The organism is Sphingomonas sp. BL-S-28, assembly GCF_055521515.1.
Window position 1 is genome coordinate 3335086 of the sequence record NZ_CM145484.1, and the last position, 25215, is coordinate 3360300.

Sequence of the window (25215 nt, forward strand, 5' to 3'; positions counted from 1 at the left end):
GGCCTTGCCCGGCCGGCTTTCGGGCGATAGCTGGAAGCCATGCCGATCACTTCCCCCGCTTTTCGCGCCGCCCTCTTCCTCACCGCCCTGGCATCGCCCATCGCCGCCCATGCTGCGTCTAACGAAATGGCCCGCTGGAAGGCGCAGGCCGCGCGCGTCACCGTGACCCGCGACGACTGGGGCATCGCCCATGTCCATGGCAAGAGCGATGCCGACGCCGTGTTTGGCGCGATCTATACGCAGGCGGAGGACGATTTTCCCCGTATCGAGGCGAACTACCTCACTTCCCTTGGCCGCACCGCGGAAGCCGATGGCGAGAAGGCGATCTGGCAGGACTTACGCCAGCGCCTCTTCGTCGATCCGGAGGAACTGAAAGCGCAGTATCGCCAGAGCCCGCAATGGCTGCGCGCACTGATGGATAGCTGGGCGGACGGGCTGAACTACTACCTGGCCACCCACCCCACCACGAAGCCCAAGGTGCTCACCCGGTTCGAGCCGTGGATGGCGCTTTCCTTTACCGAGGGCAGTATCGGCGGCGATATCGAGCAGATTTCGCTGACCAAGCTACAGGGCTTCTACGAACACCGCCGCATTCCGCCCACCGCGCTGGAAACCGGCGCGCTGATGCGGGAGCCTAGCGGCTCCAACGGCATCGCCATTTCCCCCGCAAACACCGCGAACGGCCATGCGCTGCTGCTGATCAACCCGCACACCAGCTTCTACTTCCGCGCCGAATTGCAGATGACCAGCGATGCCGGCCTCAACGCCTATGGCGCGTCCACCTGGGGCCAGTTCTTCATCTATCAGGGCTTCAACCCGCAGATCGGCTGGATGCACACCTCCTCCACCGTCGACAATATCGACCAGTTCGCGGAGAGCATCGAGAGCAAGGACGGCCGTACCGTCTATCGCTACGGCAACGCGCTGCGCCCCGTCGAAACGCGCGAGATCGCCCTCTCCTTCCGCCAGCCGGACGGTACGATGGCTTCGCGCAGCTTCACCACTTATCGCACCCATCACGGCCCCATCGTCGCCGAGGACGGCGGCAAGTGGATAGCCGAGGCGCTGATGTGGAAGCCAATTCCGGCGCTTCAGCAAAGCTGGCTGCGCACCAAGACCAGCGATCTTGCCTCCTACATGAAGGTTGCCAGCGCGCAGGCCAATTCGTCCAACGATACGCTGCTGGCCGATGCCAAGGGGGAGATCGCCTACCTCCACCCGCAGTTCGTGCCGCTGCGCGACGACCGCTTCGACTATCGCGATCCGGTGGACGGCGCCGATCCGGCGACCGACTGGAAGGGCCTGCACGCGGTGGATACCCTGCCCAACGTGCTCAATCCCAAGGTCGGCTGGGTCCACAACACCAACGACTGGCCGTGGGACGCCGCCGGGCCGGACAGCCCCAAGGCGGCCGACTTCCCCCGCTACATGGATCAGGTGGGGCCCAACTATCGCGGCGTCCATGCCGACGAAGTGCTGACCGGCAAGCATGATTTCACGCCCGAGCGCCTGATCGCCGCCGCCTATGACAGCCACTTGCCCGCCTTCGCCGTGCTGCTGCCCCAGCTTGCCGCCGATTACGACGCCCTGCCCGCCGCCGATCCGCTGAAAGCGAAGCTCGCCGCGCCGCTCGCCCTGCTGCGGGCATGGGATTGCCGCTGGGGCTATCAGTCGAAGGAGACCACGCTCGCCGTGTTCTGGGGCGATACGCTGGGCGGCCAGTTCAATGCCGATGCCAAGAAGGCCCGGCTGAACCTGCCGGACTTCATCGCCAAACGCACCACTCCCGCCCAGCGCCTTGCCGCGCTGTCCGAAGCGGTGGACCGGCTGACGCGCGACTTCGGCAGCTGGCAAGTGGCATGGGGAGAGGTCAATCGCTTCCAGCGGCTGGATGCGGCCATCACGCCGCATTTCGACGATGCCCAGCCCTCGCTTCCCGTGCCGTTCACATCGGCGATCTGGGGCTCGCTCGCCTCGTTCGGGGCCAAGCCTTACCCGAATACCACCAAGTACTACGGTACCAGCGGCAACAGCTTCGTCGCCGTGGTCGAGTTCGGACCGAAGGTGCGCGCCTGGGCGGTGAGCGCCGGCGGCCAGAGCGGCGATCCGTCCTCGCCCCATTTCCGCGATCAGGCACAGCGTTATGCCGACGGGGCTCTGCGGGCAGTGTACTTCTATCCCGAGGATCTGGCTGGCCATGTTACGCGGACGTACCGGCCGGGGGAATAACCTCAGGCCCGCCCGAACCAGTCCCCCTCACCCGTCCCATAACACCTCGTCGCCCCCGCGAAGGCGGGGGCCCCGCTTTTCTTGAGTGCACGCGGAGGCGCGGAGGCACGGAGGACGGCGCAGCAAACCACCTCTCCGCGCCTCCGCGCGCCAAGAAAGGAAGCGGGATCCCCGCCTCCGCGGGGATGACAAGGGTTGTTGTTAGATGACGGAATAGTCGGCGGAGCGCGGCAAATAGAAAGGCCCGCGGATCATAGGATCCGCAGGCCTTTGCTTTACCCGAAGGCCAGATCGGCAACCATCAGGCCACGTAGGCCAGTCGTGCCGAACCGCGCATATCGCCAGTATCGAAACGCGCCGCCTGATCGTTCAGCGAGGTCGCCTCGGTCGTCAGGTTGCGGGCAGCGGCAGAGGTTTCCTCCACCATCGCCGCGTTCTGCTGGGTGGAGTGGTCCATGGTCGAAACCGCCACGCTGATCTGGCTGATCGCGGTGGACTGGGCCTGATTGTCCTCCGCCATCTGGCCGAGCAGCTTGTGCACTTCACCCACGCCGCCCGAGATATGCTCGAACGCACCGTCCACGCGCTGCACGGCATCGACAGCGGTGACGATGTCGGTCTGCGTTACCGTCAGCTGATCACGCGCGCGCTTGGCCTCTTCCTCTGCCCGCATGGCGAGCGCGGAGACGAGATCGGCCACAACCGCAAAACCGCGACCGGCATCGCCAGCCCGGCCGGCCTCTACCGCCGCGTTCATGGCAAGGACGCGGGTCTGGAAGGCGATCTTGTCGACGCCTTCGATCACCTGATCGATGCCCTTGGCGCTCTGGCTGACACGGTCCATTGCTGCGACCGCCTCGCCAGCGACCGCGCGGCCGCTGGAAACGGTGGTGAGCGCGTCATCGGCGCGGGTGACGGTCTGCGCTGCGGCCGAGGCCGAAGCCCGGATCCGCTGATCGATCTGCACCAGCGCGGCCGAAGTTTCCTCAAGGCTGGCGGCATTGGCTTCGGTGCGACGGGCAAGGTCTTCCGATGCCTGCGCGATTTCCATCGAGCCCGAGCGGATGCCACCGGCGCTGAGCGCAACGGCACCGATCATCCGACGCAGTTCGCCCAGCGCGGCGTTGAAGTTGTCCTTCAGCGCGGCATAGCCCGCCGGGAACGGCACCTTGATCTCTGCCGTCAGATCGCCGCGCGTCAGCGCGTCGAGCCCTGCGCCCACGGCGCTGGTGACGATCTTCTGCTCCTCGGCCGCGCGGTGATCCGCTTCAGCACGGTCGGCCGCAGCCTGACGGAACACGTCGGCGGCGCGGGCCATGGTGCCGATTTCGTCCTCACGGTCGAGTTCGGGGATCGCGCAGTTCTCACCCTTGGCAAGACGGTCCACGGCATCGCTCAGCTTGGCCATCGGACGGCCGATGATGCCGCCGGCGGCAAAGAACAGGCTGGCGAGAACCGCGCCGACGATCACCAGGCCGCCGATCACCAGCTGCCAGCCGATCGAGCGTGCGGGGGCCGAAACGGTCGCCTCGGGAACGTCGAGTACCAGCGCCCAGGTGGCGTTGAGGTTGTCGAGCGCGATCGGCAGGATCACGCGGCGCGTCGCCACGCCGCCGATTTCCAGATCGGGCAGAACCTTGGTCTGGCCGGTGGAGAGCGCCGCCTTGACATCGTCAAGGCCGGGTTCGGCATAAGTCTTGCCCAGCACGGCGGCATCCGGGTTCGCCACCCAGGTCGCCGCAGAGGACAGCAGCATCACGCGGCCGGTGCCGAACGGCTTCAGCGCGCCAAGGCGCTGCGAGATCGTGCCCAGTTCCATGTCCACGCCGACCACGCCGATCACCTTGTCGCCCGAGCGGACCGGCTGGGTGATGGAAGTCATCAGCACCTGCTTGCCGTCCAGATCGTAGGCATAGGGATCGACCAGCGCGCCCTTGCCGCTGTCGAACGCCTGACGGAAGTACGGCTTTTCGAAAGCCCCGGCCTCATTGTTGGGCTGCATGGTGAGCACGCCATTGCTCTTCACCCAGTAGGGCGAGAAATTGCCGTTCGGCGCGGAGCCCGGCAGATTGCCCTTGCCCGCTTCGGGACCGTCCCACTGGCCGGGGGTGATCATCACCCAGCTGCCCAGCGCGGCCTTCGATTCCAGCAGATCGGTCTTCAGCACCGTCACCGCAATGCCGCGATCGCGCGTGCCGCTGGCGTGCATCTTGCCGAGCGCCGAACTCATGGCGCGGGCCGTGGCTTCGAAAGTGGCGAAGTCGGCCTTCACCTGATTACCCTCGGCCGTGGCCTGGGCGACAGCAGCGTCGTCGGACAGCTTGCCTACGGCGTTGCCCGTCTCGAAGACGACGGCGGAAAAGCCGAGCAGCAGCAGCAGCGCGATCGCCAACCCGGCGACCGTCATCAGCTTGCCCGCTATGTGCATGCGGCGGAACAGGTCAGTCATTGTTCTAGCTCCTGCAAAACGGAGAATCAGAAGCCGGCGCTGAGGGAAACCAGCGCGGCGCCATCGGCCTGATTGCCGTGGCTGAGGTTGGTATCGATGTAGGAAAGGCCCAAGGTGAGCTTGTCGAACGTAACGTCCGCGCCCAGCGACCAGTCGTAATAGCCGCCCGGCTTGGGGCTGATCGCACCCTTGCTGCGGCCGCCATGGGCCTTCAGCGTGATCGGGGTTCCGGGAACCGGCGCGGCCGCTTCGCCGAACAGGTAGAGGTGATCACCGCCCAGCGCGGCCTGATCCCAGCTGTACCCGCTGCCCACCGTCGTGCGGACCGGGCCGAAGTCGTAGGAAAGGCGCGTCGTGGTTTCGAAATACTCGATCTTCGCGGCGCCCTGCCCGCCGCGCTTGCCGCCGGGATAGCTGTAATAGGCCACGGTCACGTCAAGGCTGGTGCGCTTGGCGATCGTGCCTGCCCAGCCGCCGTAGAGGTCCACCTCGGTCGGGCCATAGCGGTCGCCCAACCCCAGCGAGGAACCCCATGTGCCGACATAGAGGCCGCTCTTGTGCGCGAAGTTGATGGTGCCCTGAACGGCCGGGTCCTTGCCCGTCAGCGAGATACCGCGAAAGCGGTAATCACTGATGAGCGTGACACCGCCGGAAACGGTGATGGCGGGGGCTTCTTCCTGAGCGTGAACGGGGGGAGACATCAGAACTACGATCGGGGCGAGCCCCGAAAGAATGGCAAAACGCATGAAGTCCTCTTCTCGGGACGTTGGCAGACTTTGCCATTATAGGATGACATCGTCGGTCATCGGGCCGCGGCGCACCGGAATCCCACGGGCCTGTCCAAAGTCCCAGCGATTACAGGGATATAGGAGATCGATGCGGGATCGCCACCGCAAGGCCCGGTGGCACTTCTGATGACGGATCCGGCCAATGGCGAATTCTGCCGATTCGAACGCCGGTCCGACGGCCCGGCAACGGCTGCGAACGGCAAGGCGGGCCTCTTTGCCAACCGCACATCGATTTACGCGGATGGCGTGCGGAAATGCGTACTTTCCGAGCACTGCCCAATGAACTCTTGGGAGTAAATCGAAAGGATGATCCTTACCGGAAAATGCCCCTCAATCCATTGAATGGATTACGAATCATAAATCAGAGACGGACGCAGCAACAAATGCCCCTAAACCCGCATTTTCACCACTTATTTTCCACCATAACTCATTTGAGACGCAGAAAGTCCGAAAGGATAAAAATCCAACAAATACTTTTATCAATCGAAACCTCTATTGTATTTTTTTGGGAAATACCGATAGAAGACATATGGTGAATGCACCGAAATTCGAAAAAATTTTGGCATAATTGAAGTGGAGAAGAGGTAGCCTGATCGCGTGACTTCGATTGTCGCAACCACGACAGTCGGTGGCTGCCATCGCGCGCCTTTCCCCAGCATGGAGTGCTTTCCAATCAGACGGAATCATCCGATGACGGAAAACATCCTGAAACAGCAACTTAGATCGGTTGACCCGATGCAACTGGATCGGGAGCCGCTCTGGTCGGAAGGAAACACACCGTGGTGCGATCCTCGGCAACGCAGTGGGACCAGCTGGCGATCGACAGCTTGTTCGATCTGGTCACCCGGCACCTGGATTGCCCCATGGCCGTGGTAACGCTGCACAAGGCCGAAAGCGAACACCCCGAAATCATGGCTCTTTCGCAGATGGCGGATAGCCTGGCCCACGGGATCGCCCATTCGATCCAGCAGGCTGCGGCCTATGATGACTGGCGATCCGAAACCACCACGCTGCGCTGCGGCCACTTCGATATCGAGAATGTGCTCCTGCCCGATCGCGTCCGCAGCGCGCGGCGGATCACGTTTTCCTGCCCGGTCGATCCGGCGTCCTTCCTGGCACTATCCGTCTGCCGCTTCGACACCGACGAGTGGGCGATGCGCGCCCTTGCCGCGCAAGGAATCCACGGCTGGGTAGAGGCCTATCTCCGCCTGTTCTGGGAAGCGAAGCTGCATCGCGGCCGCGCCGGCGCTCTGGCCGAAGGGCTGGACCTGTTCGACTTCGGAACGTTCCTGCTGGACGTGGACGGCAACATCATCTTCGCCAATGTCCGCGCGCTGCAATTGCTGGAACTTGGCAATGGCCTGCGCCGGGCGGGACAATCGGTAACCGCCACCGATTTCGACAACGCGGTGCGCCTGCAGACCGCCATCCACCACCTTGCCCATGACCGGCACAGCCGTCCGGCGGAGATCGACGAAACCTCGCTGATCCTCATAAAGCGTGTGAATGCCCGGCCGCTTGTCGCCGTGGTCGCACGGTTGCCGGAAGCACCACCCGGCCACGCCCCCGGCCATGGCGGCGCGGCCATGGCGCTCTATGTCCTCGATCCCGATATCGACGCCCGCCCGCTGGCGACGGCGCTATGCCGCGCCCATGGGCTGACGGTATCGGAAACCGAACTTGTCATGCGTCTGGTCAAGGGTCTGACGGTCGATGCCGCCGCGCGCGACATGCATATCCAGCCGCAGACCGCGCGCGCCTATCTGAAGCAGATCTTCGCCAAGACCGACACCCACCGGCAGACCGATCTTGTGCGGATGATCCTGCGCGGCGTCGTTCATATCCGCCCGTTTGCGGCCCCGCCCTCAAATGGGGGTACGGATTCTACGCGTTTGAGGGCGGGGCAAGCACCCGTCTGGGGCTAAGCCGCCCCATGGCTTCGAGTTATATCGCCAAGCCACGGCGTCTTGCGGAAAAGGTGTCGTCTCGATGGCTGGGAGCAGCCGTTCAAAGCGAAAGGATTAGCCATGAGATATGCCCTGTTACTGACGGCATCGGCCGGCGTATTCGCCTTGGCTGCAAGCCCGACATTTGCCCAGACAGCCGGTAGTGGCGGCAGTCTTGCGAATGCAACCCGGGGTTCGACTGCAACGTCAACCGACAGTTCGACGAACACCAACACCAATACCACGACGAGCACCCCCACCACTACGACGACGAATACCAACACGCAGACGAGCACCCCCACGGACAATTCGAATTCCAGCGATTCGTCCGGGCTTGGGTCAGCCAATAACGGCGGCACGTCGGCCATTACGACCGACGCGCATGACGCCAGCAACAGCAGCGATTCCAGCGGCGCGAACTCCGCCAACAACGGCAGTTCATCCAGCCTCTCGGTCGCCGCGGCCGGCGCAGGCAGCGATTCCAGTGGCGCGAATTCGGCCAACAATGGCGGAACGTCGAACCTGGCGCTCGACGCCCACGATGCCAGCAACAACAGCGACTCCAGCGGTGCGAACTCCGCCAACAACGGCGGAACGTCGAACCTGGCCGTCGATGCCCATGATGCCAGCAACAACAGCGATTCCAGCGGCCTCGGCTCCGCCAACAACGGCGGCACGTCCAATCTGGCGGTGGATGCCTCCGGCGCGGGCAGCGACTCCAGCGGCGTGGGCTCTGCGAACAATGGCGGCACCTCGACCAGCACTTATACCACCCAAACCACCTATTCGGCTCTGGCCGGCACGGTAACGGGCGGCGAAGTCACCTTCTGGCAGCCCTCCGAAGGCGGCTCCGGCGGCGGTGGCGGCAACGGCGGCAATGCCAACGCCGGTCGCAACGGTGACGGCGGCACCGGTGGTGCCGGTGGCGCTGGTGGCACCAGCGGCAATGGCGGATCGCCGGTCATGACCTGGAACGCCACGTTCGATAACGGCGCGTTCTCCAACTTTGCCGGCCTGAATGCGATGAACGTGAACACCGGCGTGTTCGCATCGCAAAACGCCAGCATCAACGTGGGCGCGACCATCGGTACGCTCAGCCTCGGTCAATAAGCAGTGCATGAAAGACCGGCCGCCCGCCCGGGCGGCCGGTCCCCCTCTGGTGCAGTTCCATTCGAAGGAGACCCTCCTTTGGTCCGCGCTCACATCCTCATCGCCGGCATCATCGTCCCCGGCCTGCTTCACGCTGCACCCGCATTTGCCCTGGACGAGGCCGTCCCGTTAAGCCCGGCCCTATTAAACCCGGCCCCATTAAACCCGACAGCACCCGCTGACGCGCGTTCGGGGCCCGCGATCCCGTCGCCTGCCTCCCAGCATGACGCGGTCTCTCCCAACACACCGCTGCCGCAGCCGCAGTTCGCAAACGACGCGCCGTTCGCCGATGCCTCCGTCGTTGACGAAACCCGGCTTGCGGACATTACCGGCATGGCCGACGTGAAAGTCATCGAACAAGCGGCGAATGCCGCCAATACCAGCACCATTTCGGGCAACATCATCAACGGCGACCCGACGACCGGGACGATATCGTTCGACGGCGGCGCGTTCGGCGCCTTCAACGGTCTGGCGCTGATCAACACGAACACAGGCAACAACGTGTCCATCAATTCCGCGATGAACGTTAATGTCGCGATCCAGTAACGGGACCAGCAAGAGGGCCGGCAATCGCGCTGCCGGCCCTCTTCTGGCGCCCCCCCTAATGATCGTCTTTGCGCTACTCACAGGCTGCGCCAGCCCCGTGCCGCCGACTGGCTCCATGCTCAGTCTTTCCGCCGGCGACTATGCCCTGCCGGTCAAGAGCATGGCGGAACGGCGCTTTCTTACCGTGGTCCGCCAGCGATACGATTTCAGCTGCGGCTCGGCCGCACTCGCCACTCTGCTGCGATACCACTACGGCGACCTGCAGAGCGAACAGAGCATCTTCGTCGGCATGTGGGGCGAAGGCGACCGCGAACAGATCAAGCGGCTCGGCTTTTCCCTGCTGGACATGAAGCGCTACCTCGACGCGCGCGGGATCAAGGCAAATGGCTACATCGTCACGTTGGACGATATACGGCGCACCGGCGTCCCCGGCATCGCCCTGATCAATCTGAAGGGATACAAGCACTTCGTCGTCGTCAAGGGCATAGAGGACGGCAAGGTGCTTGTCGGCGATCCCTCTCTGGGCATCCGTCTGATCGATGCGAAGCAGTTCACCGCGATGTGGAACGGCATCCTCTTCGCGCTGGCGGACGGGCTGGATCGCGGCAAGAGCAGCTTTGGCCGTCAGGAGGAATGGGCCCTGGTCCCGCGAAGCCGGGTGACGCTGATGATGGAACCGGCCAGCCTTCAGGCCCTGGAACTCACCCGCGCCCAGCCATACCCGTTCGTGATGTAGGAGGGCATGATGGCATCATGGCGCGCAGGCAGTTGGTGGATCGCAGGCGGTCTGCTGCTGGCCGGCGCTGCCAGCCCCTGTCTCGCGGCGACCGAGGGGAATTCCATGCCCCTGTCCGCCTCACCTTCCGTTCGCGATGGCGCGGGCCTGACATCCGCGACTTATGAAGTAAGCCCCCTGTTCGGCACATCGGCCACGCTGTCCGACCAGCAGCTCGACGCGCTGCGCGGCGGTTTCGAACTGCCCAACGGCATGGACGTGGTCGTCGGCGTGGACATCCAGACCCTTGTGAACGGCACGCTGGCGCTGCGCAGTGTGCTCAATACCGACACCGGCAACCCGGTCGTTTTCGTCGGCGATGGCAGCGGCATTGCCGGTTCGTCGGGCTCCACCGCCGGCGGCGTCGTCGTCCACGTCGGAGGCACAACGACCGCGATCCAGGCAGGGGCCGGGCAGCAGCAGGTCACGCTCACGCCGAACGGCCCGGCGGTCTCGACGCCATCGGGATCGGTGCAACTGGTTCAGGACGGCAGCGGATCGCAAGTAGTCCTGAATGGAAATTCACTTGAATTGCGTCAAATGATAGGTAGCCTCACCGGAAGTATTGTTGCAAATACAGCGAACGACAGAACCATTGACACCGTAGTAACCGTTAATGTCGATGTGCAGAATTCGGGACTGCTCGCCGGCAATGCGGTGCTTCGCGCAAATTCGATTGCTCTTGATACAGCGGGTCGCGGCATCCGTTAGAGACATGCGATTGTGGGGAGGATGGATGAGAGGCTTCCTGGCAAGCACAGTAGTGCTGTTCGCAATACTGCCCCGGCCGGCCTGGGCTCAGGCTGATCCGGAAGGCGCCACGGCCGATGCGGCCAAGCGCACGGCACCCGATCTCGCAAAGCTGCAGGCCCAGATAGACGCCCAGCGCCGCGCCATCGAGGAACAGCGCCACGTTCTGGACACGCAGGAACTGCAGCTTCGCCAGCTTCAGGACTCGTTGCTGGAGGCCATGCGCGGAACCGGCATTCCCGGCCCGCAGTACGGCCAATTCCCGCTCTCCTCCTCGGCCACTTCCTCTCCCACCTCTTCGGCCAGCCCTGCCACGGCATCGCTGGCCGGTGTGCCGCAATCGAGCGCGCCCCCTGCCCAGCCCGGCGCGCAATCGTCCGATAGCCTGACCAGTGTGGGTGAAAAGCCGACCGAGCGCCCCCGCCCGCAGGAAGTCGCCGTGCTGGCCGCGCAAGGCAGCGTCCTGACCAGAGCCGGCCGCCTGACTCTGGAGCCGACGTTCCAGTACGCCCGCGATGACCGCAATCGCTTCGTCTTCCGCGGCATCGAAATCCCGCAATCCGTGCTCGTGGGCGTGTTCGATATCAACGAAAGCCGGCAGGACGTACTGACGGCGGCAGCGACGGTGCGCTATGGCCTGACCAACCGTATCGAGTTGGGCGTCCAGGTGCCGTGGATCTATCGGGACGACACCGCAGTCCTGGTGCCGCTGGTTCAGAACCCGCCGCAATCGGGCACCGGCACGGTAAACACCTCAGCCCATTCGACGGGGCTTGGCGACATCCAGTTGCTGGGGCGATACCAGATCAACAACGGCACGGGCGGCTGGCCGTTCCTGACGGCCAATGTCCAGGTCGTGATGCCCACCGGCACCGATCCCTACGGGGTTCCCCGCGATGTGCTGGGCAACGCCACCAAGGCGGCAACCGGCTTCGGCTTCTGGGGCGTGCAGCCCAGCGTGACAGTCATCATGCCGTCCGACCCGGCGACGATCTTTGGCGTTCTGGGCTATACCCAGAACTTCGGCAAGGATGTGAACACCCGGATCAGCGACGCGCAGATCGATCACGTAAAGCCGGGCTCCGGCCCCAACATGACGCTGGGCGTCGGCCTTGCCCTCAACGAACGGGCATCGATCAGCTTTGCCTATGCGCACAACTGGCTGTTCGGCACCAAGAGCCGGATCCGCCCGATCGAAACGCAGAACGGAATCGAGACGTACGGCGACCCGATCGTCACCTCCACTCGCGACCTCCAGATCGGCCGTTTTCTGTTCGGCATCAGCTACCGCGTGAACCAGCGCACGACGATCAACTGGACAGTGGAAATGGGCGTGACGGACGACGCGACCGACATGCTGACCAGCCTCCGCATCCCGATCACGTTTTTCCGGTAGAAGTCCGTGGATCTGGTCGGGCAACCTGATGGGTGATCACTCTAAAAACCACTCAAGTTCATTATTTTACTTAAGTGGTGAGCCCTGCTGGGTTCGAACCAGCGACCTACTGATTAAAAGTCAGTTGCTCTACCGACTGAGCTAAGGGCCCCCGTTGCCGGGCGCTGTCGTGAACGGCAGCGGAAGGGGTCACCTAGGGGCAGGTCGGGCCTTGGTCAAGCGGGCATGAAGGTGGTTTATCGTCAGACCCGTCAATGGATCGCGCCAGGTGCCCGCAATCCGGCGCGCCGGGCCAAGAACGAAGTCGCGATCGCGGAAGGCGGGATGGGGGATAACCAGGCTTTCCATGCCCTCTCCCGCTGCCCACGGGCCGCCGTTCCACAGCACGATATCGAGGTCCAGCACGCGTGAGCCCCAGGCCGCGCCCATGCGGCGGCGGCCGAACTTGTGTTCGATCTTGTGCAGCTTGTGCAGCATCTCATCCGGCGCGCGCTTGCTGCGCACCAACGCCACGGCGTTGGCATAGCGTCGGCGCGACGGGCCGAGCGGCGCGCTTTCGATCACCGGGGAAGCGGCCAGCACCTCATACTTGCCATTATCCAGCGCATTCAGCGCGGCGGCGAGCACCTTGCGCGGGCCGCCGTGGCGCGGATGGCGCATGTTGGAGCCGAGCGCGACAAGATACTTGTGCTTCGCCAAAGTGCCCGGCTCCCCCGTGTTTTGTTCAGATGTCTTGCGCGATGCGCGTGTAGAGCTGCGGCCGGCGATCGCGGAAGAAGCCCATGCCGGCGCGGTGCTTGGCCGCGCGGGCAAGGTCGATGGTGGAAACCAGCACGCCGGTTTCGTCCTTGCCGAACTCCGCGACGTAATCGCCCCATTCGTCGGTGATGAACGAGTGGCCGTAGAAGGCCTGCTCCGTGCCGCATTCGGATTCGACGCCGATACGGTTGGCGGCGATCACCGGCATGCAGTTCGATACCGAGTGGCCCACCATCGCCCGGCGCCACATGCGGCTGGTGTCCAGCGTAGCATCATAGGGCTCCGAGCCGATGGCGGTGGGATAGAACAGCAGTTCGGCGCCCATCAGCGCCATCACGCGTGCGCACTCCGGGTACCACTGATCCCAGCACACGCCGATACCGACCTTGGTGCCGAGCACGTCCCACACCTTGAATCCGTCATTGCCCGGGCGGAAGTAGTACTTCTCTTCGTAGCCGGGGCCGTCGGGGATGTGACTCTTGCGATAGGTCCCGATGATCTCGCCATCGGTGCCGATCATCGCCAGCGTGTTGTAGTAGTGGTGGCCGTCGCGTTCGAAGAAGCTGGTGGGGATCACCACCTTCAGCTTCGCCGCCAGCGCCTTCATCGCGATGACCGAGGGATGCTCTGCCGTCGGGCGAGCGATCGCGAAGAGTTCCTCTTCCTCGGTCTTGCAGAAGTAGGGGCCGGAGAACAGCTCGGGCGGCAGGATGATCTGCGCGCCCTTGGCGGCGGCGTCCTCTACCAGCGAGGATACGGCGGCGATGTTCTCGCCCTCGTCGGCGGAATTGAGCGCGAGCTGGAGCGCGGCAACGGTAATCTGGGTCATGCGCGGGCCCCTATCAGCCTCGCTTGCGGAACAGAAGCGTCATCCGGTCGCTCTCGCCGATGGAGACGTACTTGGCGCGGTCCTGATCCTTCAGCGCCAGCGTGGGCGGCAGGGTCCAGACGCCGTCGGGCCAGTTGGCCGAGTCCTTCGGATTGGCGCTGATTTCCGACTGGCCGACCAAATCGAAGCCCTGTGCCTGCATGAACTTGATGACATCCGCCTGCTTCAGATAGCCCTTCGATCCATCGGCATAGGCGTCGGGCGCATCGGCCTTGGCGCGGTGCTGTTCGATGCCGATCAGCCCGCCGGGCTTCAGCAGATCGCGCATCGCCGCGAATTCGCTGGTGGCGATGTTCCAGCGCAGCAGGTTGTGCAGCATGCGCGGCACGATGATCACGTCGAACGTGCCCTTCTCACCCGCCGGGATCGATCCGGTGGTATAGGCTGCGAAGCGATCCGCCGGCAGCCCGGTGAACTTCGCCACGTCCGCCGCGTATTCGTCCGCGTCCTTGCGGATCTTCGCCTGCGTCTCGGGCTTGAAGGCCGGGCTGTCGGGATTGTAGTAGAGCCCCACCAGATGGCCCTGCTTGCCAAGGTAAAGCCCCAGCAGGCGCGAATACCACTCACCGCCGGGCGCATATTCGCCCACCTTCATCGTCGGGCCCACGCGGAAGAAGCTGAGCGTTTCCACCGGATGGCGATACTTGTCACGCGCGCGGTCCGCCTCGCGCAGCGGATTGGCGGCAGCCAGTTCCAGCAGCGCCTCGCAGCCCTTGCAGGCCTGTGCCTGCGTCTTTTCGTCCGCAGCGGTAGCGGAAATCGGCGCGGCAAGCACGCCAAGGAACGTCGAAAGGGCGATCAAGGCGCGGCGCATGGCGAGTCTCCAGAATGTGAGGCGATTGTCAGGCGTATCGTTGCCGCGAAGGTAGTTCGCCTTCGCCCAATGACAAGCCATCAAAGTGTACCTATCTAGCGACCAAACTCCCCCTCATGAGGATCAAGGTTACAATGGAAACGGCAATCGTTGCAGGCGGATGCTTCTGGTGCACCGAAGCGGTGTTCCGCGATGTCATCGGCGTGGACTCGGTCGAAAGCGGCTATATCGGCGGCACTGTCGCCAACCCCACCTACAAGCAGGTCTGCGAAGGCACCACCGGCCATGCCGAGGCGATCCGCGTGAACTACGACCCCGCCGTCCTGTCCTATGGCGACCTGCTGGACGTGTTCATGGGCACGCATGACCCGACGCAGCTGAACCGGCAGGGCAACGACGTGGGCACGCAGTACCGTTCCGCCATCTTCCCGCTGGACGATGCACAGGCGGCTGAGGCCGAAGCCGCCCTCGCCCGTTCGAATGAGGACAACGGCGGCAAGGTCGTCACCACGATCGAAGGCTTCGCCGACGGCAAGCAGAACGACGCATGGTATCCGGCCGAGGATTACCATCAGGAATACTGGGACGGCGAAGGCCAGCGCAATCCTTATTGCCTCGCGGTGATCCCGCCCAAGCTGATGAAGCTGCGCAAGAGCTTCCAGAACAAGGTCAAGGGCTGAGGGTGTGGGGGCTGGTGGGGAGCGCCGCACGGTGTCCCATCGGCCCCTCACTTCGTCATTGCGAGCGTAGCGAAGCAATCCAGGGCCGTCTTGAGCCGCTCTGGATTGCTTCGTCGGCTTCGCCTCCTCGCAATGACGATGCAGAATTGAATGTGCGTGAGATCGCCCACGAGGCCTCAAAACGCCCCCGTCACCGCACCTTCACCCCCCGGCTAACAACCTAAAACCCCGTCATCCCCGCGAAGGCGGGGATCCCGCTTCTTCTCCTTGGCGAGCGGGGCGCGAAGAAAGCGGGGCCCCCGCCTTCGCGGGGGCGACGGAGTTTGGTGCTTGCGCTCCTAGAACTATGTTCCGCGCCGCTTGCGCACTTCCACCCACCCGCAATTGACCCCGCGTTAGCTATCCCCATCCGCCATGTCTCATCGCGAGACACGGTTGAACGCACGGTTTCCAAAGTATTAGGAAACGGTACGTAGTTCGCTAAACGAACTTACCATTGGCGAATCCCCCAGATGTCTTCCTTCCGCGCATTCACTGGCAAACTTTCCCTCTCCGTCGCCATCGCCGCGGTCGCATTCGCGGCCACGCCGGCGATCGCCTCGTCCGACATTGCCGGGATCGATGTGCTGAAGACCTGGAACCTGGTGGTGCTGGGTGACCTTACCTCGTCCTCCGAAGTGGAAGGCCGCACCTTCGTCGGCGGCAATCTGGATGGCAATGCCTCCAACTACCAGATCACCGCCCTGCCCGCCTCCAGCACCGGCACGCCGGGCCTGACCGTGGTGGGGGACGTCAATGGCGGCTACAAGAACCTGAACAACGGTTCGGGCGCCGTGGTCGGCGGCAACGTCAACAGCGGCCTCAACCTGAACGGCGCGGCGCAGACGGTGCAGGTGGGCGGCACGATCAGCAACACCAACGTCAACAACAACACCGTCACCTCGGGCCTTGCCGCCAGCAATCCGCAGTTCGTGCAGGACCTGACGCAGCAGAAGAGCCTGATCTCCACATCGATGGAGAGCCTCAGCCATTCGATGAGCACGCAGGCCGCCAACAGCCAGCTGTCGATCAGCGGCAACACCGGCACCTTCACCGCCCAGCCCGACTCCAGCGGCGTGGCCGTGTTCAACATCTCCGCCGCCGACCTCGACAAGATCGGGGAGATCAAGTTCAACCTCAACGGCGCGGATACCGCGATCGTCAATGTCTCCGGCACCTCGATCAAGCTGAACGACAACTTCCTGGGCGGCACCCAGAACCTTGGCGAGCACGTCATCTGGAACTTCTACGAGGCGGACGACCTCTCGCTGACCACTGCTTGGGGCGGATCGGTTCTGGCCCCCGGCGCGGCGGCCACCACGTCGAACTACATCCAGGGTTCGGCGGTGTTCGGCAGCCTTGTCCAGAACGGCGAGATGCACGTCGGCACTTACACCGGCGGCTACACCCCGCCCAGCGATCCGGGCACGCCTTCCAGCTCTGGCGGCAGCACTTCGGTGCCGGAACCCGGCATGCTGTCGCTTTTCGCACTGGGTCTGGGCGCGCTGGTGTTCCGCCGCCAGCTTGGCAGCCGTCTGGCACGCCTGCGCAAGGTGAGCTGACCGCGCTAGAGTCGATCGGCTCTAGAGTTGTAGCCAGTCCCGCCGCCAGGCGCCTTGGCCTTCCCGCCGCACGCCGCTGCCGCAACGATGGCAGTTGCCGACGAAATGGGCGCCGTCCCACGTCACATGGTCGTGGACGGGTTCATGGCGATTGAACAGACAACGGAAATTGGCGTGTAACCACTGCACCATCGCGATTACTCCTCTGGAGCGTTCACGTTTCACCGCGTGGCAATTCTGCAGCGCGGAGCAAGCCACCCCAAGCCCACACCGGCCGCATTGATGACAGACTCCGGCGAGTCGACGCAATCCCCATTCTGGACCCAATTTACGGATCGATGCGTAAATCAACGCGAGCATTGAATAGGGGGAAGCGGCGGCGGCGATCTCTCGCCGCCCCGCACCTATGTGCTTTGGGCGTGTTTAGAGTCCGTTTGAAAAATGCCCGCAGGGGCATTTTTGAGGCGGCACCGGCTCTCTCCCCCACCCTACCACCCATCGGTAATATCCAGGGTGGGGGAGAGGGCCGGTGCCGCAAAATTCGCGTTTCGCGAATTTTCAAACGGTCTCTTAGTCCCGCTGCCAGCGCGCCACGAAAAAGCCGTCGAGCCCGCCGTCATCCGCCAGCATGGCCGGATCGGTGCGCAGCCAGCCCTCCGCCGTGGGGGCAAGCCCGGCCGGCAATTCGTCCGCGCCGATCGGCACCGGCGTCAGCGCAACTTTCGCGGCCTGCGCCTCACCCTCTTCAGGTTCCATCGAACAGACCGCGTAAACCAGCGTGCCGCCGGGCTTCAGCCAGCCCGCCGCGCGTTCCAGCATGGCGGTCTGGATTTCCGTCATGTCCGCGATCTGGCGCGCGCCGATGCGGTGCAGCACGTCCGGATGGCGGCGCGCGGTGCCGGTGGCGGTGCACGGCGCGTCGATCAGGATCGCGTCGAACTTTTCCTCAGGCTCCCACTTCAGGGCATCGGCCTGCACCACTTCGGCAGTGAGGTCGGTCCGCTTCAGATTGTCGCGCAGGCGTTCGAGGCGGCGCTTGGAGAGGTCAAGCGCAGTCACGTCCCAACCGGCAGCGGCCAGTTGCAGCGTCTTGCCACCGGGCGCGGCGCAGAGGTCCAGCGCCTTGCGGCCTTCACCGGCCCCCAGCAGGCGCGCAGGCAAGCTGGCGGCAAGATCCTGCACCCACCAGGCACCGTCGCGGAAGCCTTCGAGATGCTCGACCGCGGTGCCGCGCGACAGGCGGACGTGGCCGGGCATCAGCGACTTGCCGCCCAATCGTTCGGCCCATTCCTGCGTCTCGGCCGGATCGCGCAGGGCAAGGTCCAGCGGCGGCGGCTCGGCCAGACCGGCGGCCACGGCCACGCCATGCTCGCCCCAGCGCTCCATCACCGCCTCGGGCAGTGTCGGTGCTTCCGGGAGCGCGATCTCGCGCTTGGTCAAGGTGGAGAACACGCCGTGGGCAAGACGGCGCGGGCCGCCCATCAGCAGCGGCAGGCCGGTGGCGATCACCGCGTGGGCGGGCGTTTCCAGCCGCAGCACTTGCACCAGCATGATTTCCAGCACCGCGCGCGCCTTGGCATCGTCCGCCAGCGGCAGTCGGGTGGCGGAATCGATCAGTTCGTCCAGATCGGTGCGCCAGCGCAGCACCTCGCCCGCGATGGCGCGGGCGAGCGCGCGGTCAGCATCGCCGCTGACGCGGGCAAGCGCAGAGCCCGCCGCCTGATCGAGCGTTTCGCCACGCCGCAACACGGCATCGATAAGATTGAGCGCGGCACGGCGCGCGGGAAGGCCGGGAATGTCCATCGATGGCCCCTATAACGGATTGCGTTTTTGCGCCACCCACACCACATGGGCCGAATGACCGAACGCGCCACAAAACGTCCCGAAGGCTTCAAGAAGCCCGCCCACTGGACGAACGACCCCGCGCCCCAGCCCTCCCCGCAAGAAGCGGCCAACGTGGATGAGGAAGATCCCGACGGAATCTCCCCCACCCGTTACGGTGACTGGGTACGCAACGGGATCGCCGTCGATTTCTGAGGCGGGCTGAAGTTACGGGTGTGATTACCGGGGCGTGAGGCTCCGGCCTACCAGTTGCGCGCCATCGGCGGCAGGCGCGCCACCAGAAAGTCGATCCACGCGCGCGTTTTCGCGGCGGGACGGCGGGTGCGGTGGGTGACGGCATGGACCGCGCCCAGATCGATCAGCTCCGTGCCAAGGTCCAGTTCGATCAGCCGCCCATCGGCAATCGCGCAATCGACGAAGAAACGCGGGCCGTAGACCAGCCCCATCCCGGCCACTGCCGCTTTGGCCAAGACTTGCCCGTTGTTGGCATGAAGCGATCCGCGCACCGCCACCAGGCGGCTGCCGTCGGCGCCGAAGCCCCAGCGCGTGGTGCCGGTCTCCCCGCTCAGCGTGTAGCCAAGGCAATCGTGCGCGGCCAGATCGTCCACCGAAACCGGCGTACCGCGCCGCTCCAGATAGGCCGGCGAAGCGCAGATGCACATGCGCACGGGAGCCAGCTTGCGCGCGACAAGGTTGCTGTCCGCCAGCTTGCCGATGCGCACGGCAACATCCCACCGCTCCTCCAGCAGATCGACCACGCGATCGTTGAGGCCCAGTTCGATGGTCACTTGCGGGTAAAGCGCGTGGAAGTCCGTCACGAGATCGACCAGATAGGCGTTGCCGAACGCGGCCGGTCCGGAAACGCGCAAAAGCCCATCGACGGAGGCGGACTGCGCCATGGCTTCGGCGTCGGCATCCTCCAGTTCGGCTAATACCCGCTCGGCCTTGTCGAGATAGGCGGCGCCCGCCTCGGTCAGGGCAAGGCGGCGCGTGGTACGGTTCACCAATGTAGCGCCAAGGCGCTGTTCAAGGGCGTTCAGGTGCTTCGCCGCCATGGCCGGAGACATCGAAAGCTCGCGCGCGGCGGCGGAAAGCCCGCCCAGCCGGATGGCCCGCACGAAAACCTCGATCCCTTTCAGGCGATCCATTCAACACTCTCAGTTCAAAGTCATTCAACGGAAGGGCATATTATCACCACAAGGGCGAAGGTCTAGATCGGTGGGCGAAAGGAAAGCCCCCATGACAACCACTTCCTCGAATACGGCACCCTACGGCGCTCTCGTTCTGCGCGTAACGCTCGGCGCGCTGTTTCTGGCGCACTTCGGCTTGAAGCTCTTCGTCTTCACGCCGGCCGGAACTGCTGCCTTCTTCGACAGCCTCGGCCTTCCGCCTGCCCTTGCCTACGTGACGATGGCGGCCGAATTCCTTGGTGGTCTGGCCCTCATCACCGGCTTCAAGGCGCGCATCGCAGCGCTGGCCTTGATCCCGCTGCTGCTCGGCACGATCTTCACGGTTCACGGAGCCAATGGCTTCTTCTTCGATTCCAAGGGCGGCGGCTGGGAATATCCGGCATTCTGGTCGATCGCTCTCTTCGTTCAGGCCCTGATCGGTGACGGCGCCTTCGCGCTCTCGCCGACGCGGGTCGGACGTGCCTGAAAGGATTTAACATGACCCGCCAACCCAGCTTCTTCATCCCCCACGGCGGCGGCCCCTGCTTCTTCATGCCCGATCCGCAGGGCAACTGGACGACGATGGCCGGGTTCCTGCAATCGCTGCCCGCCCGCCTGCCCGAACCGCCCAAGGCGATCCTGGTCGTCTCCGGTCACTGGGAAACCGAAGGCTTCGCCTTCACCGGCGCGGAGAATCCTGCACTGCTGTTCGACTACTACGGCTTCCCGCAGCACACCTACGAACTGCGCTTCGATGCCCCCGGCGCACCGGGACTGGCCGCCCGCGCGACCGAACTGCTGCAAGGCGCTGGCTTCACCGCCGGTATCGATACGCAGCGCGGCTATGACCACGGCGTGTTCATTCCGCTGAAGGTGGCATGGCCCGAAGCGGACGTGCCCGTGGTGGAGATGTCGCTGGACCGCTCGCTCGATCCGGCCATGCACATCGCCGCCGGCAAGGCGCTGGCGCCGCTACGCGACGAAGGCGTGCTGATCGTCGGTTCGGGCATGAGCTTCCACAACATGCGCGGCTACGGCAATCCGCAGTCCACCGTGCCCTCGCAAGCCTTCGACGAATGGCTGACCGCCGCCGCAACCGCCGATGCCGATACCCGCGCCGAAGCCCTCTCCCATTGGGCCGAAGCTCCGGGAGGGCGCTTCTCTCACCCGCGTGAGGAACACCTGCTGCCGTTGATGGTCGCCGCAGGCACATCGGAAGCGGCGGGCGAGAAGGTCTGGTCGGACCTCGTGCTCAAGACCGCGATTTCCGCGTTCCGGTTCGATTGATGCAAAAGAGGGCGGGCTTCGGCCTGCCCTCTTTTTCTCAGTGCAGCATCTCGCAGCGATTCCGCCCGCCGCGCTTGGCCGCATAGAGCGGGCCATCGGCAGCGGCGATCCATTCTTCCACGGTGGCGATCTCGTCCGAAAGCGGCGCAATGCCGAAGCTGGCGGTGATGTGGATCACCCGGCCGTCCGGCAGAGGGATCGCAAGGCCAGCCAGCGTTTCGCGGAATCGCTCGACCGCGAGCAAAGCCTCCGAAGCCTCGGTTTCCGGCAGCAAAACGGCAAACTCCTCACCGCCAAGGCGCCCCAGCAGATCCACCGGACGTGAGGCGCCGACGACACTCGCCACCATGTCGCGCAGCACGGCATCGCCAGCCGGATGGCCATAGGTGTCGTTCACCGCCTTGAAGTGATCGATGTCCACCAAAGCGAGGCAGCAAGGGCGATGATAGCGGCGGAAGCGGGCGATTTCCTGCTCCGCCTTCTCGATGAAGCCACGCCGCGTCAGCGCGCCGGTCAGTTGGTCACGCTCGGCAATGTGGCGCAGCTGCAGTTCGTTCATGACGATGCGCGCGAAATTGGAGAGGATGTCGACTTCGGACGATGAGAACGTGCGCACCTTGTCATCGATCGCGCAGAGCACGCCAACGTTGTAGCCATCGGGCGTCAGCAGCGGGATGCCGGCATAGCTGCGCACATTGGGATCGCCGGTGACGAATGGATTCTCGGAAAAACGCGCATCCTGCCGTGCGTCGTCGATCAGGAACGGCTCCGACTGACGGATCGCGTGGGTGCAGAACGAGACGTTGCGCGGCGTTTCGCTCACGCCAAGGCCGCTACGCGCCTTGAACCACTGGCGGTCTTCATCGATCAGCGTCACCGCGGCCATCGGCACGCCCAGCACCGTGCGGACGAGCGAGACGACATTCTCGAACGGTTCTTCGGGCGCGGTATCCAGCACCTCAAGACGCCGCAGTGCCGCCAGCCGTCCGGGCTCGTCGTTCAGTTTCGCATCATGCAGCATCGCAGTCCCGATCGCCTCCTCGACCCGACTCCCAGGGGAAACTCCGTCCCCGCAAATTCCCCTACTCCATCCTTAAAAATCTGAAAACACCCGGCTTGCGCCATCGCAATAAGGTTTTGCGATTTCACCGTTTCCCGCAATCGTCAGGGCAGAATTTCAATGGATGTGCCGTCGCCAACCGATTCCCACAGCATCTCGATTTCGGCGTTGGACACGGCAATGCAGCCATCGGTCCAGTCGCCCACCGCGCGGCCGGAAATGCCGTTCGGCTGACCGTGGATCATGATCATGCCGCCGGGCGAGCGCCCGCGCTGCGCGGCATAGGCACTGTCGGCCTCATTCGGGTAGGAGATATGGAGCGAGAGGTGATAGGCGCTGGCGTGGTTGCCCCAGTCGATCTGATAGCGCCCTTCAGGCGTGCGCTCGTCCCCTTCGAAGCGCTTGGGGCCTGTGGGTTGGTCGCCCAACTGGATATGCTCGATCACGCGAATCCGCTGCCCGCCAGACCAAAGCTCCATGCGCCGATCTGCCTTGTGGACGCGGATCAGGTCTATGGGCGGGAGGGGCTCGGCTTGGGCACCGCCGATGCCGAGCAAAAGCAAAAGCGGCGCGAGAATGATCCCGCGCCTCATTTTTGCTTGCGCCAGGATGCTGCCGCATCGGCGCAAGGTGACGCTCAAACGCCGCGCGGGCTTGGTCGGGGTTCGCCGAGACTCTCTCGACGAACCCACGACATCAATCCAGGAAAGGATCGCGAACGAGGATGGTGTCCTCGCGCTCGGGGCTGGTTGAAACCAGTGCCACCGGGGTTTCGATCAGTTCCTGCACGCGCTGGATGTACTTGATCGCCTGCGCGGGCAGATCGGCCCAGGAACGGGCGCCGGCGGTGGTGCCCTGCCAGCCGTCCATTTCCTCGTAGATCGGCTCGACATTGGCCTGATCGGCGGCATGGCTGGGGAAGTAGTCCAGCACCTTGCCGTTGAGGCGGTAGCCGGTGCAGATCTTCACCTTCTCGAACCCGTCGAGCACGTCCAGCTTGGTCAGCGCAATGCCGGTCACGCCGGAGATCGCGCAGGACTGGCGGGTAAGCACCGCGTCGAACCAACCACAGCGGCGCTTGCGGCCGGTGACGGTGCCGAATTCATGACCCCGCTCGCCCAGACGCTGGCCGGTCTCGTCCTCCAGCTCGGTCGGGAACGGGCCCGAGCCGACGCGGGTGGTGTAGGCCTTGACGATGCCCAGCACGAAGCCGGTGGCCGAAGGGCCAAGGCCCGAACCCGAAGCTGCCGTGCCCGAAACCGTGTTCGAGCTGGTGACGAAGGGATAAGTGCCGTGATCGACATCGAGCAGCACACCCTGCGCGCCTTCGAACAGGATACGGGCGCCAGCCTTGCGCACCTTGTTCAGGCGCTTCCATACCGGCTGGGCGAACTGGAGCACGAAGGGCGCGATCTCGCGCAGTTCGTTGATCAGCTCTTCACGGTCGACCGGCGGCTGGCCGAAGCCGGCGCGCAGCGCGTCGTGGTGGGCGCAGAGACGGTCCAGCTGCGAATCCAGCGCGTCGAGGTGGGCCAGATCGCAGACGCGGATGGCGCGGCGGCCGACCTTGTCTTCGTAAGCCGGGCCGATGCCGCGGCCGGTGGTGCCGATCTTGCCCGAACCGGCGGCCGTTTCGCGCAGACCGTCAAGGTCGCGGTGAAGCGGCAGGATCAGCGGGCAATTGTCCGCGATCGCGAAGTTCTCGGGATTGATCTCCACGCCCTGGCCGCGCAGCTTCTCGACTTCGGACTTCAGGTGCCAGGGATCGAGCACCACGCCATTGCCGATGATCGACAGCGTGCCGGTGACGATGCCGGAGGGCAGCAGCGAAAGCTTGTAGACCTGCTCGCCGACGACGAGCGTGTGGCCGGCATTGTGGCCGCCCTGGAAACGGACGACGGCGTCAGCCCGGCTTGCCAGCCAGTCGACGATCTTGCCCTTGCCCTCATCGCCCCACTGGGCGCCGATCACGGTTACGTTGGCCATGGATATACTCCTCCACCCTGCCACGGTGGATCCAATAACGCCCTTCGACAGGACTCGGCGATATGGATTTTTGGAGGGGCAATGGCGCCCCGGCTTTTCGTGGGCGCCCTAGGAGGAAGGCGGGGCGCTAGTCAAGGGTTCCCGTGGCATGGCGATTACCGTTCGTTACACTTGATTGCTTGCCCACCCGCGCCTCGATTGAGACCTTGCACGCTGGTCAGCGGGAGCGCGAAGTCATGATAAAACCCCGGATACCGGCCCTTTGGCTGTTCGGCGCACTGCTGCTGGCGTCAGCGACAACCGCACCGGCGCAGGAAAGGGGCGCGACGGTCACCTATGGCGCGGATGCCCTGCAGACGCTCGATTTCTGGCCTGCCAACCGCAAAGGGCCGGCACCGCTGGTCGTGTTCGTCCATGGTGGTGGATGGAAACGCGGCGACAAGGACAATGCGACCGGCCCGTACAAGGTGACGCATTACACTGGCGAGGGTTACGCCTTCGCCAGTGTGAATTACCGCCTCGTGCCCGATGCCACGGTGGAGCAGCAGGCGCAGGACATCGCCGACGCGCTCGCTGCCTTGCTCAAGCGGGCGGATGCGCTCGGGATTGCGCGCGGCAAGGTCGTGCTGATGGGGCATAGCGCCGGCGCGCAACTGGTCGCGCTGGTCGGCACCGATCCCCGATATCTGCAGAAGGCTGGGCTATCCTACAAGGACTTGCGCGGTGTGATCCCTATCGACGGCGCCGCCTACGACGTGCCCGTGCAGATGGCCGACGCACCACGAATCATGCAGGGCACTTACGCACAAGCCTTCGGAACCGATCCGGCGCGGCAGAAGGCACTCTCCCCCACCCTGCAAGCCGCCGCGCCGAATGCGCCGGCATTCCTGCTGCTCCATGTGCAGCGCCCGGACGGCGTGCGTCAGGCCGAGGTGCTGGAAGCAGCGCTGCGCAAGGCGGGCACACCGGTCGAGCGCAAGGGTTTCCCCGGCGAGGGGCTTCGCGGGCATATGGAGATCAATCGCCAGCTTGGCGATCCGGCCTATCCGGCAACCGCCGCCGTCGATACTTGGCTGGCGCAGGTCTTCGGGAAATAACCC

Annotated in this window: 23 protein-coding genes and 1 tRNA gene; 13 read left to right on the plus strand and 11 right to left on the minus strand. The window is 64.5% G+C overall.

Translation table 11 applies throughout. From position 1 onward, the window contains the following. Positions 1-39: 39 nt before the first annotated feature. Positions 40-2229 (plus strand): penicillin acylase family protein, encoded by a 2190-nt coding sequence (locus tag ACZ1JC_RS24295; RefSeq protein WP_465137726.1) that lies wholly within the window; start codon positions 40-42, stop codon positions 2227-2229. 301 nt (positions 2230-2530) lie between these two features. On the opposite strand, the gene ACZ1JC_RS24300 is transcribed toward ACZ1JC_RS24295, so the two are convergent. Beyond that, a complete protein-coding gene (locus tag ACZ1JC_RS24300) occupies positions 2531-4678 on the minus strand; it encodes a methyl-accepting chemotaxis protein (protein ID WP_465137725.1) in 2148 nt (715 codons plus the stop codon). Positions 4679-4704: 26 nt separating this feature from the next. Continuing rightward, a complete protein-coding gene (locus ACZ1JC_RS24305; RefSeq protein WP_465137724.1) occupies positions 4705-5424 on the minus strand; it encodes a TorF family putative porin in 720 nt (239 codons plus the stop codon). A gap of 821 nt (positions 5425-6245) precedes the next feature. Here ACZ1JC_RS24305 and ACZ1JC_RS24310 point away from each other — a divergent pair. The 6 genes from ACZ1JC_RS24310 to ACZ1JC_RS24335 all read left to right on the plus strand — a co-directional run bounded on the left by ACZ1JC_RS24310 (position 6246) and on the right by ACZ1JC_RS24335 (position 12028). Beyond that, entirely contained in the window at positions 6246-7391 is a 1146-nt protein-coding gene (locus ACZ1JC_RS24310; RefSeq protein ID WP_465137723.1) for a helix-turn-helix transcriptional regulator, read from the plus strand. Between the two features lie 102 nt (positions 7392-7493). Beyond that, a complete protein-coding gene (locus tag ACZ1JC_RS24315) occupies positions 7494-8522 on the plus strand; it encodes a hypothetical protein (protein WP_465137722.1) in 1029 nt (342 codons plus the stop codon). 78 nt (positions 8523-8600) lie between these two features. After that, complete coding sequence (locus ACZ1JC_RS24320; protein ID WP_465137721.1) at positions 8601-9107, plus strand: hypothetical protein; 507 nt, start codon at positions 8601-8603, stop codon at positions 9105-9107. Between the two features lie 58 nt (positions 9108-9165). Further along, complete coding sequence (locus tag ACZ1JC_RS24325; protein WP_465137720.1) at positions 9166-9843, plus strand: C39 family peptidase; 678 nt, start codon at positions 9166-9168, stop codon at positions 9841-9843. A 105-nt stretch (positions 9844-9948) separates the two neighbouring features. Continuing rightward, positions 9949-10593 carry a hypothetical protein gene (locus ACZ1JC_RS24330; protein ID WP_465137719.1) on the plus strand — a complete coding sequence of 215 codons (645 nt, stop codon included), beginning with the start codon at positions 9949-9951 and terminating at the stop codon, positions 10591-10593. 25 nt (positions 10594-10618) lie between these two features. Then, on the plus strand, positions 10619-12028 hold the full coding sequence (locus ACZ1JC_RS24335; protein WP_465137718.1) for a transporter: 1410 nt from the start codon (positions 10619-10621) through the stop codon (positions 12026-12028). Between the two features lie 75 nt (positions 12029-12103). Here ACZ1JC_RS24335 and ACZ1JC_RS24340 read toward each other — a convergent pair. The 4 genes from ACZ1JC_RS24340 to ACZ1JC_RS24355 form a co-directional block, all read right to left on the minus strand. Next, positions 12104-12179: transfer RNA gene (locus ACZ1JC_RS24340), tRNA-Lys, on the minus strand. Positions 12180-12217: 38 nt separating this feature from the next. Further along, complete coding sequence (gene folK / locus ACZ1JC_RS24345; protein ID WP_465137717.1) at positions 12218-12727, minus strand: 2-amino-4-hydroxy-6-hydroxymethyldihydropteridine diphosphokinase; 510 nt, start codon at positions 12725-12727, stop codon at positions 12218-12220. 25 nt (positions 12728-12752) lie between these two features. Next, the gene (gene aguB / locus ACZ1JC_RS24350; RefSeq protein ID WP_465137716.1) at positions 12753-13616 is read right to left on the minus strand and encodes an N-carbamoylputrescine amidase; all 864 of its coding nucleotides are present in this window, start codon (positions 13614-13616) and stop codon (positions 12753-12755) included. 13 nt (positions 13617-13629) lie between these two features. Further along, the gene (locus ACZ1JC_RS24355; protein ID WP_465137715.1) at positions 13630-14490 is read right to left on the minus strand and encodes a class I SAM-dependent methyltransferase; all 861 of its coding nucleotides are present in this window, start codon (positions 14488-14490) and stop codon (positions 13630-13632) included. Between the two features lie 134 nt (positions 14491-14624). Here ACZ1JC_RS24355 and msrA point away from each other — a divergent pair, with 134 nt between their 5' ends. Together msrA and ACZ1JC_RS24365 are read left to right on the plus strand one after the other, a co-directional pair. After that, positions 14625-15170 (plus strand): peptide-methionine (S)-S-oxide reductase MsrA, encoded by a 546-nt coding sequence (gene msrA, locus ACZ1JC_RS24360; RefSeq protein WP_465137714.1) that lies wholly within the window; start codon positions 14625-14627, stop codon positions 15168-15170. 512 nt (positions 15171-15682) lie between these two features. Continuing rightward, positions 15683-16771 carry a choice-of-anchor A family protein gene (locus ACZ1JC_RS24365; RefSeq protein ID WP_465137713.1) on the plus strand — a complete coding sequence of 363 codons (1089 nt, stop codon included), beginning with the start codon at positions 15683-15685 and terminating at the stop codon, positions 16769-16771. A gap of 570 nt (positions 16772-17341) precedes the next feature. Here ACZ1JC_RS24365 and ACZ1JC_RS24370 read toward each other — a convergent pair. Beyond that, complete coding sequence (locus tag ACZ1JC_RS24370) at positions 17342-18574, minus strand: RsmB/NOP family class I SAM-dependent RNA methyltransferase (RefSeq protein WP_465137712.1); 1233 nt, start codon at positions 18572-18574, stop codon at positions 17342-17344. Between the two features lie 54 nt (positions 18575-18628). Here ACZ1JC_RS24370 and ACZ1JC_RS24375 point away from each other — a divergent pair, with 54 nt between their 5' ends. After that, on the plus strand, positions 18629-18808 hold the full coding sequence (locus ACZ1JC_RS24375; RefSeq protein ID WP_465138502.1) for a DUF1674 domain-containing protein: 180 nt from the start codon (positions 18629-18631) through the stop codon (positions 18806-18808). A gap of 47 nt (positions 18809-18855) precedes the next feature. On the opposite strand, the gene ACZ1JC_RS24380 is transcribed toward ACZ1JC_RS24375, so the two are convergent. Continuing rightward, positions 18856-19761: a LysR family transcriptional regulator gene (locus tag ACZ1JC_RS24380; protein ID WP_465137711.1), complete on the minus strand. Its 906-nt coding sequence runs from the start codon at positions 19759-19761 to the stop codon at positions 18856-18858. Positions 19762-19852: 91 nt separating this feature from the next. Between ACZ1JC_RS24380 and ACZ1JC_RS24385 the strand changes: the two genes are divergently transcribed. Together ACZ1JC_RS24385 and ACZ1JC_RS24390 are read left to right on the plus strand one after the other, a co-directional pair. Next, positions 19853-20269 (plus strand): DoxX family protein, encoded by a 417-nt coding sequence (locus tag ACZ1JC_RS24385; protein ID WP_465137710.1) that lies wholly within the window; start codon positions 19853-19855, stop codon positions 20267-20269. Positions 20270-20280: 11 nt separating this feature from the next. Then, the gene (locus ACZ1JC_RS24390) at positions 20281-21069 is read left to right on the plus strand and encodes a DODA-type extradiol aromatic ring-opening family dioxygenase (protein ID WP_465137709.1); all 789 of its coding nucleotides are present in this window, start codon (positions 20281-20283) and stop codon (positions 21067-21069) included. Positions 21070-21106: 37 nt separating this feature from the next. Here ACZ1JC_RS24390 and ACZ1JC_RS24395 read toward each other — a convergent pair whose 3' ends face one another. The 3 genes from ACZ1JC_RS24395 to ACZ1JC_RS24405 form a co-directional block, all read right to left on the minus strand. Beyond that, the gene (locus ACZ1JC_RS24395; protein WP_465138501.1) at positions 21107-22087 is read right to left on the minus strand and encodes a GGDEF domain-containing protein; all 981 of its coding nucleotides are present in this window, start codon (positions 22085-22087) and stop codon (positions 21107-21109) included. 146 nt (positions 22088-22233) lie between these two features. Continuing rightward, positions 22234-22722 carry a L,D-transpeptidase family protein gene (locus tag ACZ1JC_RS24400; protein WP_465148434.1) on the minus strand — a complete coding sequence of 163 codons (489 nt, stop codon included), beginning with the start codon at positions 22720-22722 and terminating at the stop codon, positions 22234-22236. Positions 22723-22825: 103 nt separating this feature from the next. Then, the gene (locus ACZ1JC_RS24405; RefSeq protein WP_465137707.1) at positions 22826-24115 is read right to left on the minus strand and encodes an adenylosuccinate synthase; all 1290 of its coding nucleotides are present in this window, start codon (positions 24113-24115) and stop codon (positions 22826-22828) included. Between the two features lie 236 nt (positions 24116-24351). Here ACZ1JC_RS24405 and ACZ1JC_RS24410 point away from each other — a divergent pair, with 236 nt between their 5' ends. Continuing rightward, positions 24352-25212 (plus strand): alpha/beta hydrolase, encoded by an 861-nt coding sequence (locus tag ACZ1JC_RS24410; RefSeq protein ID WP_465137706.1) that lies wholly within the window; start codon positions 24352-24354, stop codon positions 25210-25212. The last annotated feature ends 3 nt before the right edge of the window (positions 25213-25215 follow it).

Bases quoted from the DNA above. Each gene is read 5' to 3' on its own strand.
- ACZ1JC_RS24295 (WP_465137726.1), top strand. From the start codon at position 40: ATGCCGATCACTTCCCCCGCTTTTCGCGCCGCCCTCTTCCTCACCGCC.
- ACZ1JC_RS24300 (WP_465137725.1), bottom strand. From the start codon at position 4,678: ATGACTGACCTGTTCCGCCGCATGCACATAGCGGGCAAGCTGATGACG.
- ACZ1JC_RS24305 (WP_465137724.1), bottom strand. From the start codon at position 5,424: ATGCGTTTTGCCATTCTTTCGGGGCTCGCCCCGATCGTAGTTCTGATG.
- ACZ1JC_RS24315 (WP_465137722.1), top strand. From the start codon at position 7,494: ATGAGATATGCCCTGTTACTGACGGCATCGGCCGGCGTATTCGCCTTG.
- ACZ1JC_RS24325 (WP_465137720.1), top strand. From the start codon at position 9,166: ATGATCGTCTTTGCGCTACTCACAGGCTGCGCCAGCCCCGTGCCGCCG.
- ACZ1JC_RS24330 (WP_465137719.1), top strand. From the start codon at position 9,949: ATGCCCCTGTCCGCCTCACCTTCCGTTCGCGATGGCGCGGGCCTGACA.
- ACZ1JC_RS24335 (WP_465137718.1), top strand. From the start codon at position 10,619: ATGAGAGGCTTCCTGGCAAGCACAGTAGTGCTGTTCGCAATACTGCCC.
- aguB (WP_465137716.1), bottom strand. From the start codon at position 13,616: ATGACCCAGATTACCGTTGCCGCGCTCCAGCTCGCGCTCAATTCCGCC.
- ACZ1JC_RS24355 (WP_465137715.1), bottom strand. From the start codon at position 14,490: ATGCGCCGCGCCTTGATCGCCCTTTCGACGTTCCTTGGCGTGCTTGCC.
- msrA (WP_465137714.1), top strand. From the start codon at position 14,625: ATGGAAACGGCAATCGTTGCAGGCGGATGCTTCTGGTGCACCGAAGCG.
- ACZ1JC_RS24365 (WP_465137713.1), top strand. From the start codon at position 15,683: ATGTCTTCCTTCCGCGCATTCACTGGCAAACTTTCCCTCTCCGTCGCC.
- ACZ1JC_RS24370 (WP_465137712.1), bottom strand. From the start codon at position 18,574: ATGGACATTCCCGGCCTTCCCGCGCGCCGTGCCGCGCTCAATCTTATC.
- ACZ1JC_RS24375 (WP_465138502.1), top strand. From the start codon at position 18,629: ATGACCGAACGCGCCACAAAACGTCCCGAAGGCTTCAAGAAGCCCGCC.
- ACZ1JC_RS24380 (WP_465137711.1), bottom strand. From the start codon at position 19,761: ATGGATCGCCTGAAAGGGATCGAGGTTTTCGTGCGGGCCATCCGGCTG.
- ACZ1JC_RS24385 (WP_465137710.1), top strand. From the start codon at position 19,853: ATGACAACCACTTCCTCGAATACGGCACCCTACGGCGCTCTCGTTCTG.
- ACZ1JC_RS24390 (WP_465137709.1), top strand. From the start codon at position 20,281: ATGACCCGCCAACCCAGCTTCTTCATCCCCCACGGCGGCGGCCCCTGC.
- ACZ1JC_RS24400 (WP_465148434.1), bottom strand. From the start codon at position 22,722: ATGAGGCGCGGGATCATTCTCGCGCCGCTTTTGCTTTTGCTCGGCATC.
- ACZ1JC_RS24405 (WP_465137707.1), bottom strand. From the start codon at position 24,115: ATGGCCAACGTAACCGTGATCGGCGCCCAGTGGGGCGATGAGGGCAAG.
- ACZ1JC_RS24410 (WP_465137706.1), top strand. From the start codon at position 24,352: ATGATAAAACCCCGGATACCGGCCCTTTGGCTGTTCGGCGCACTGCTG.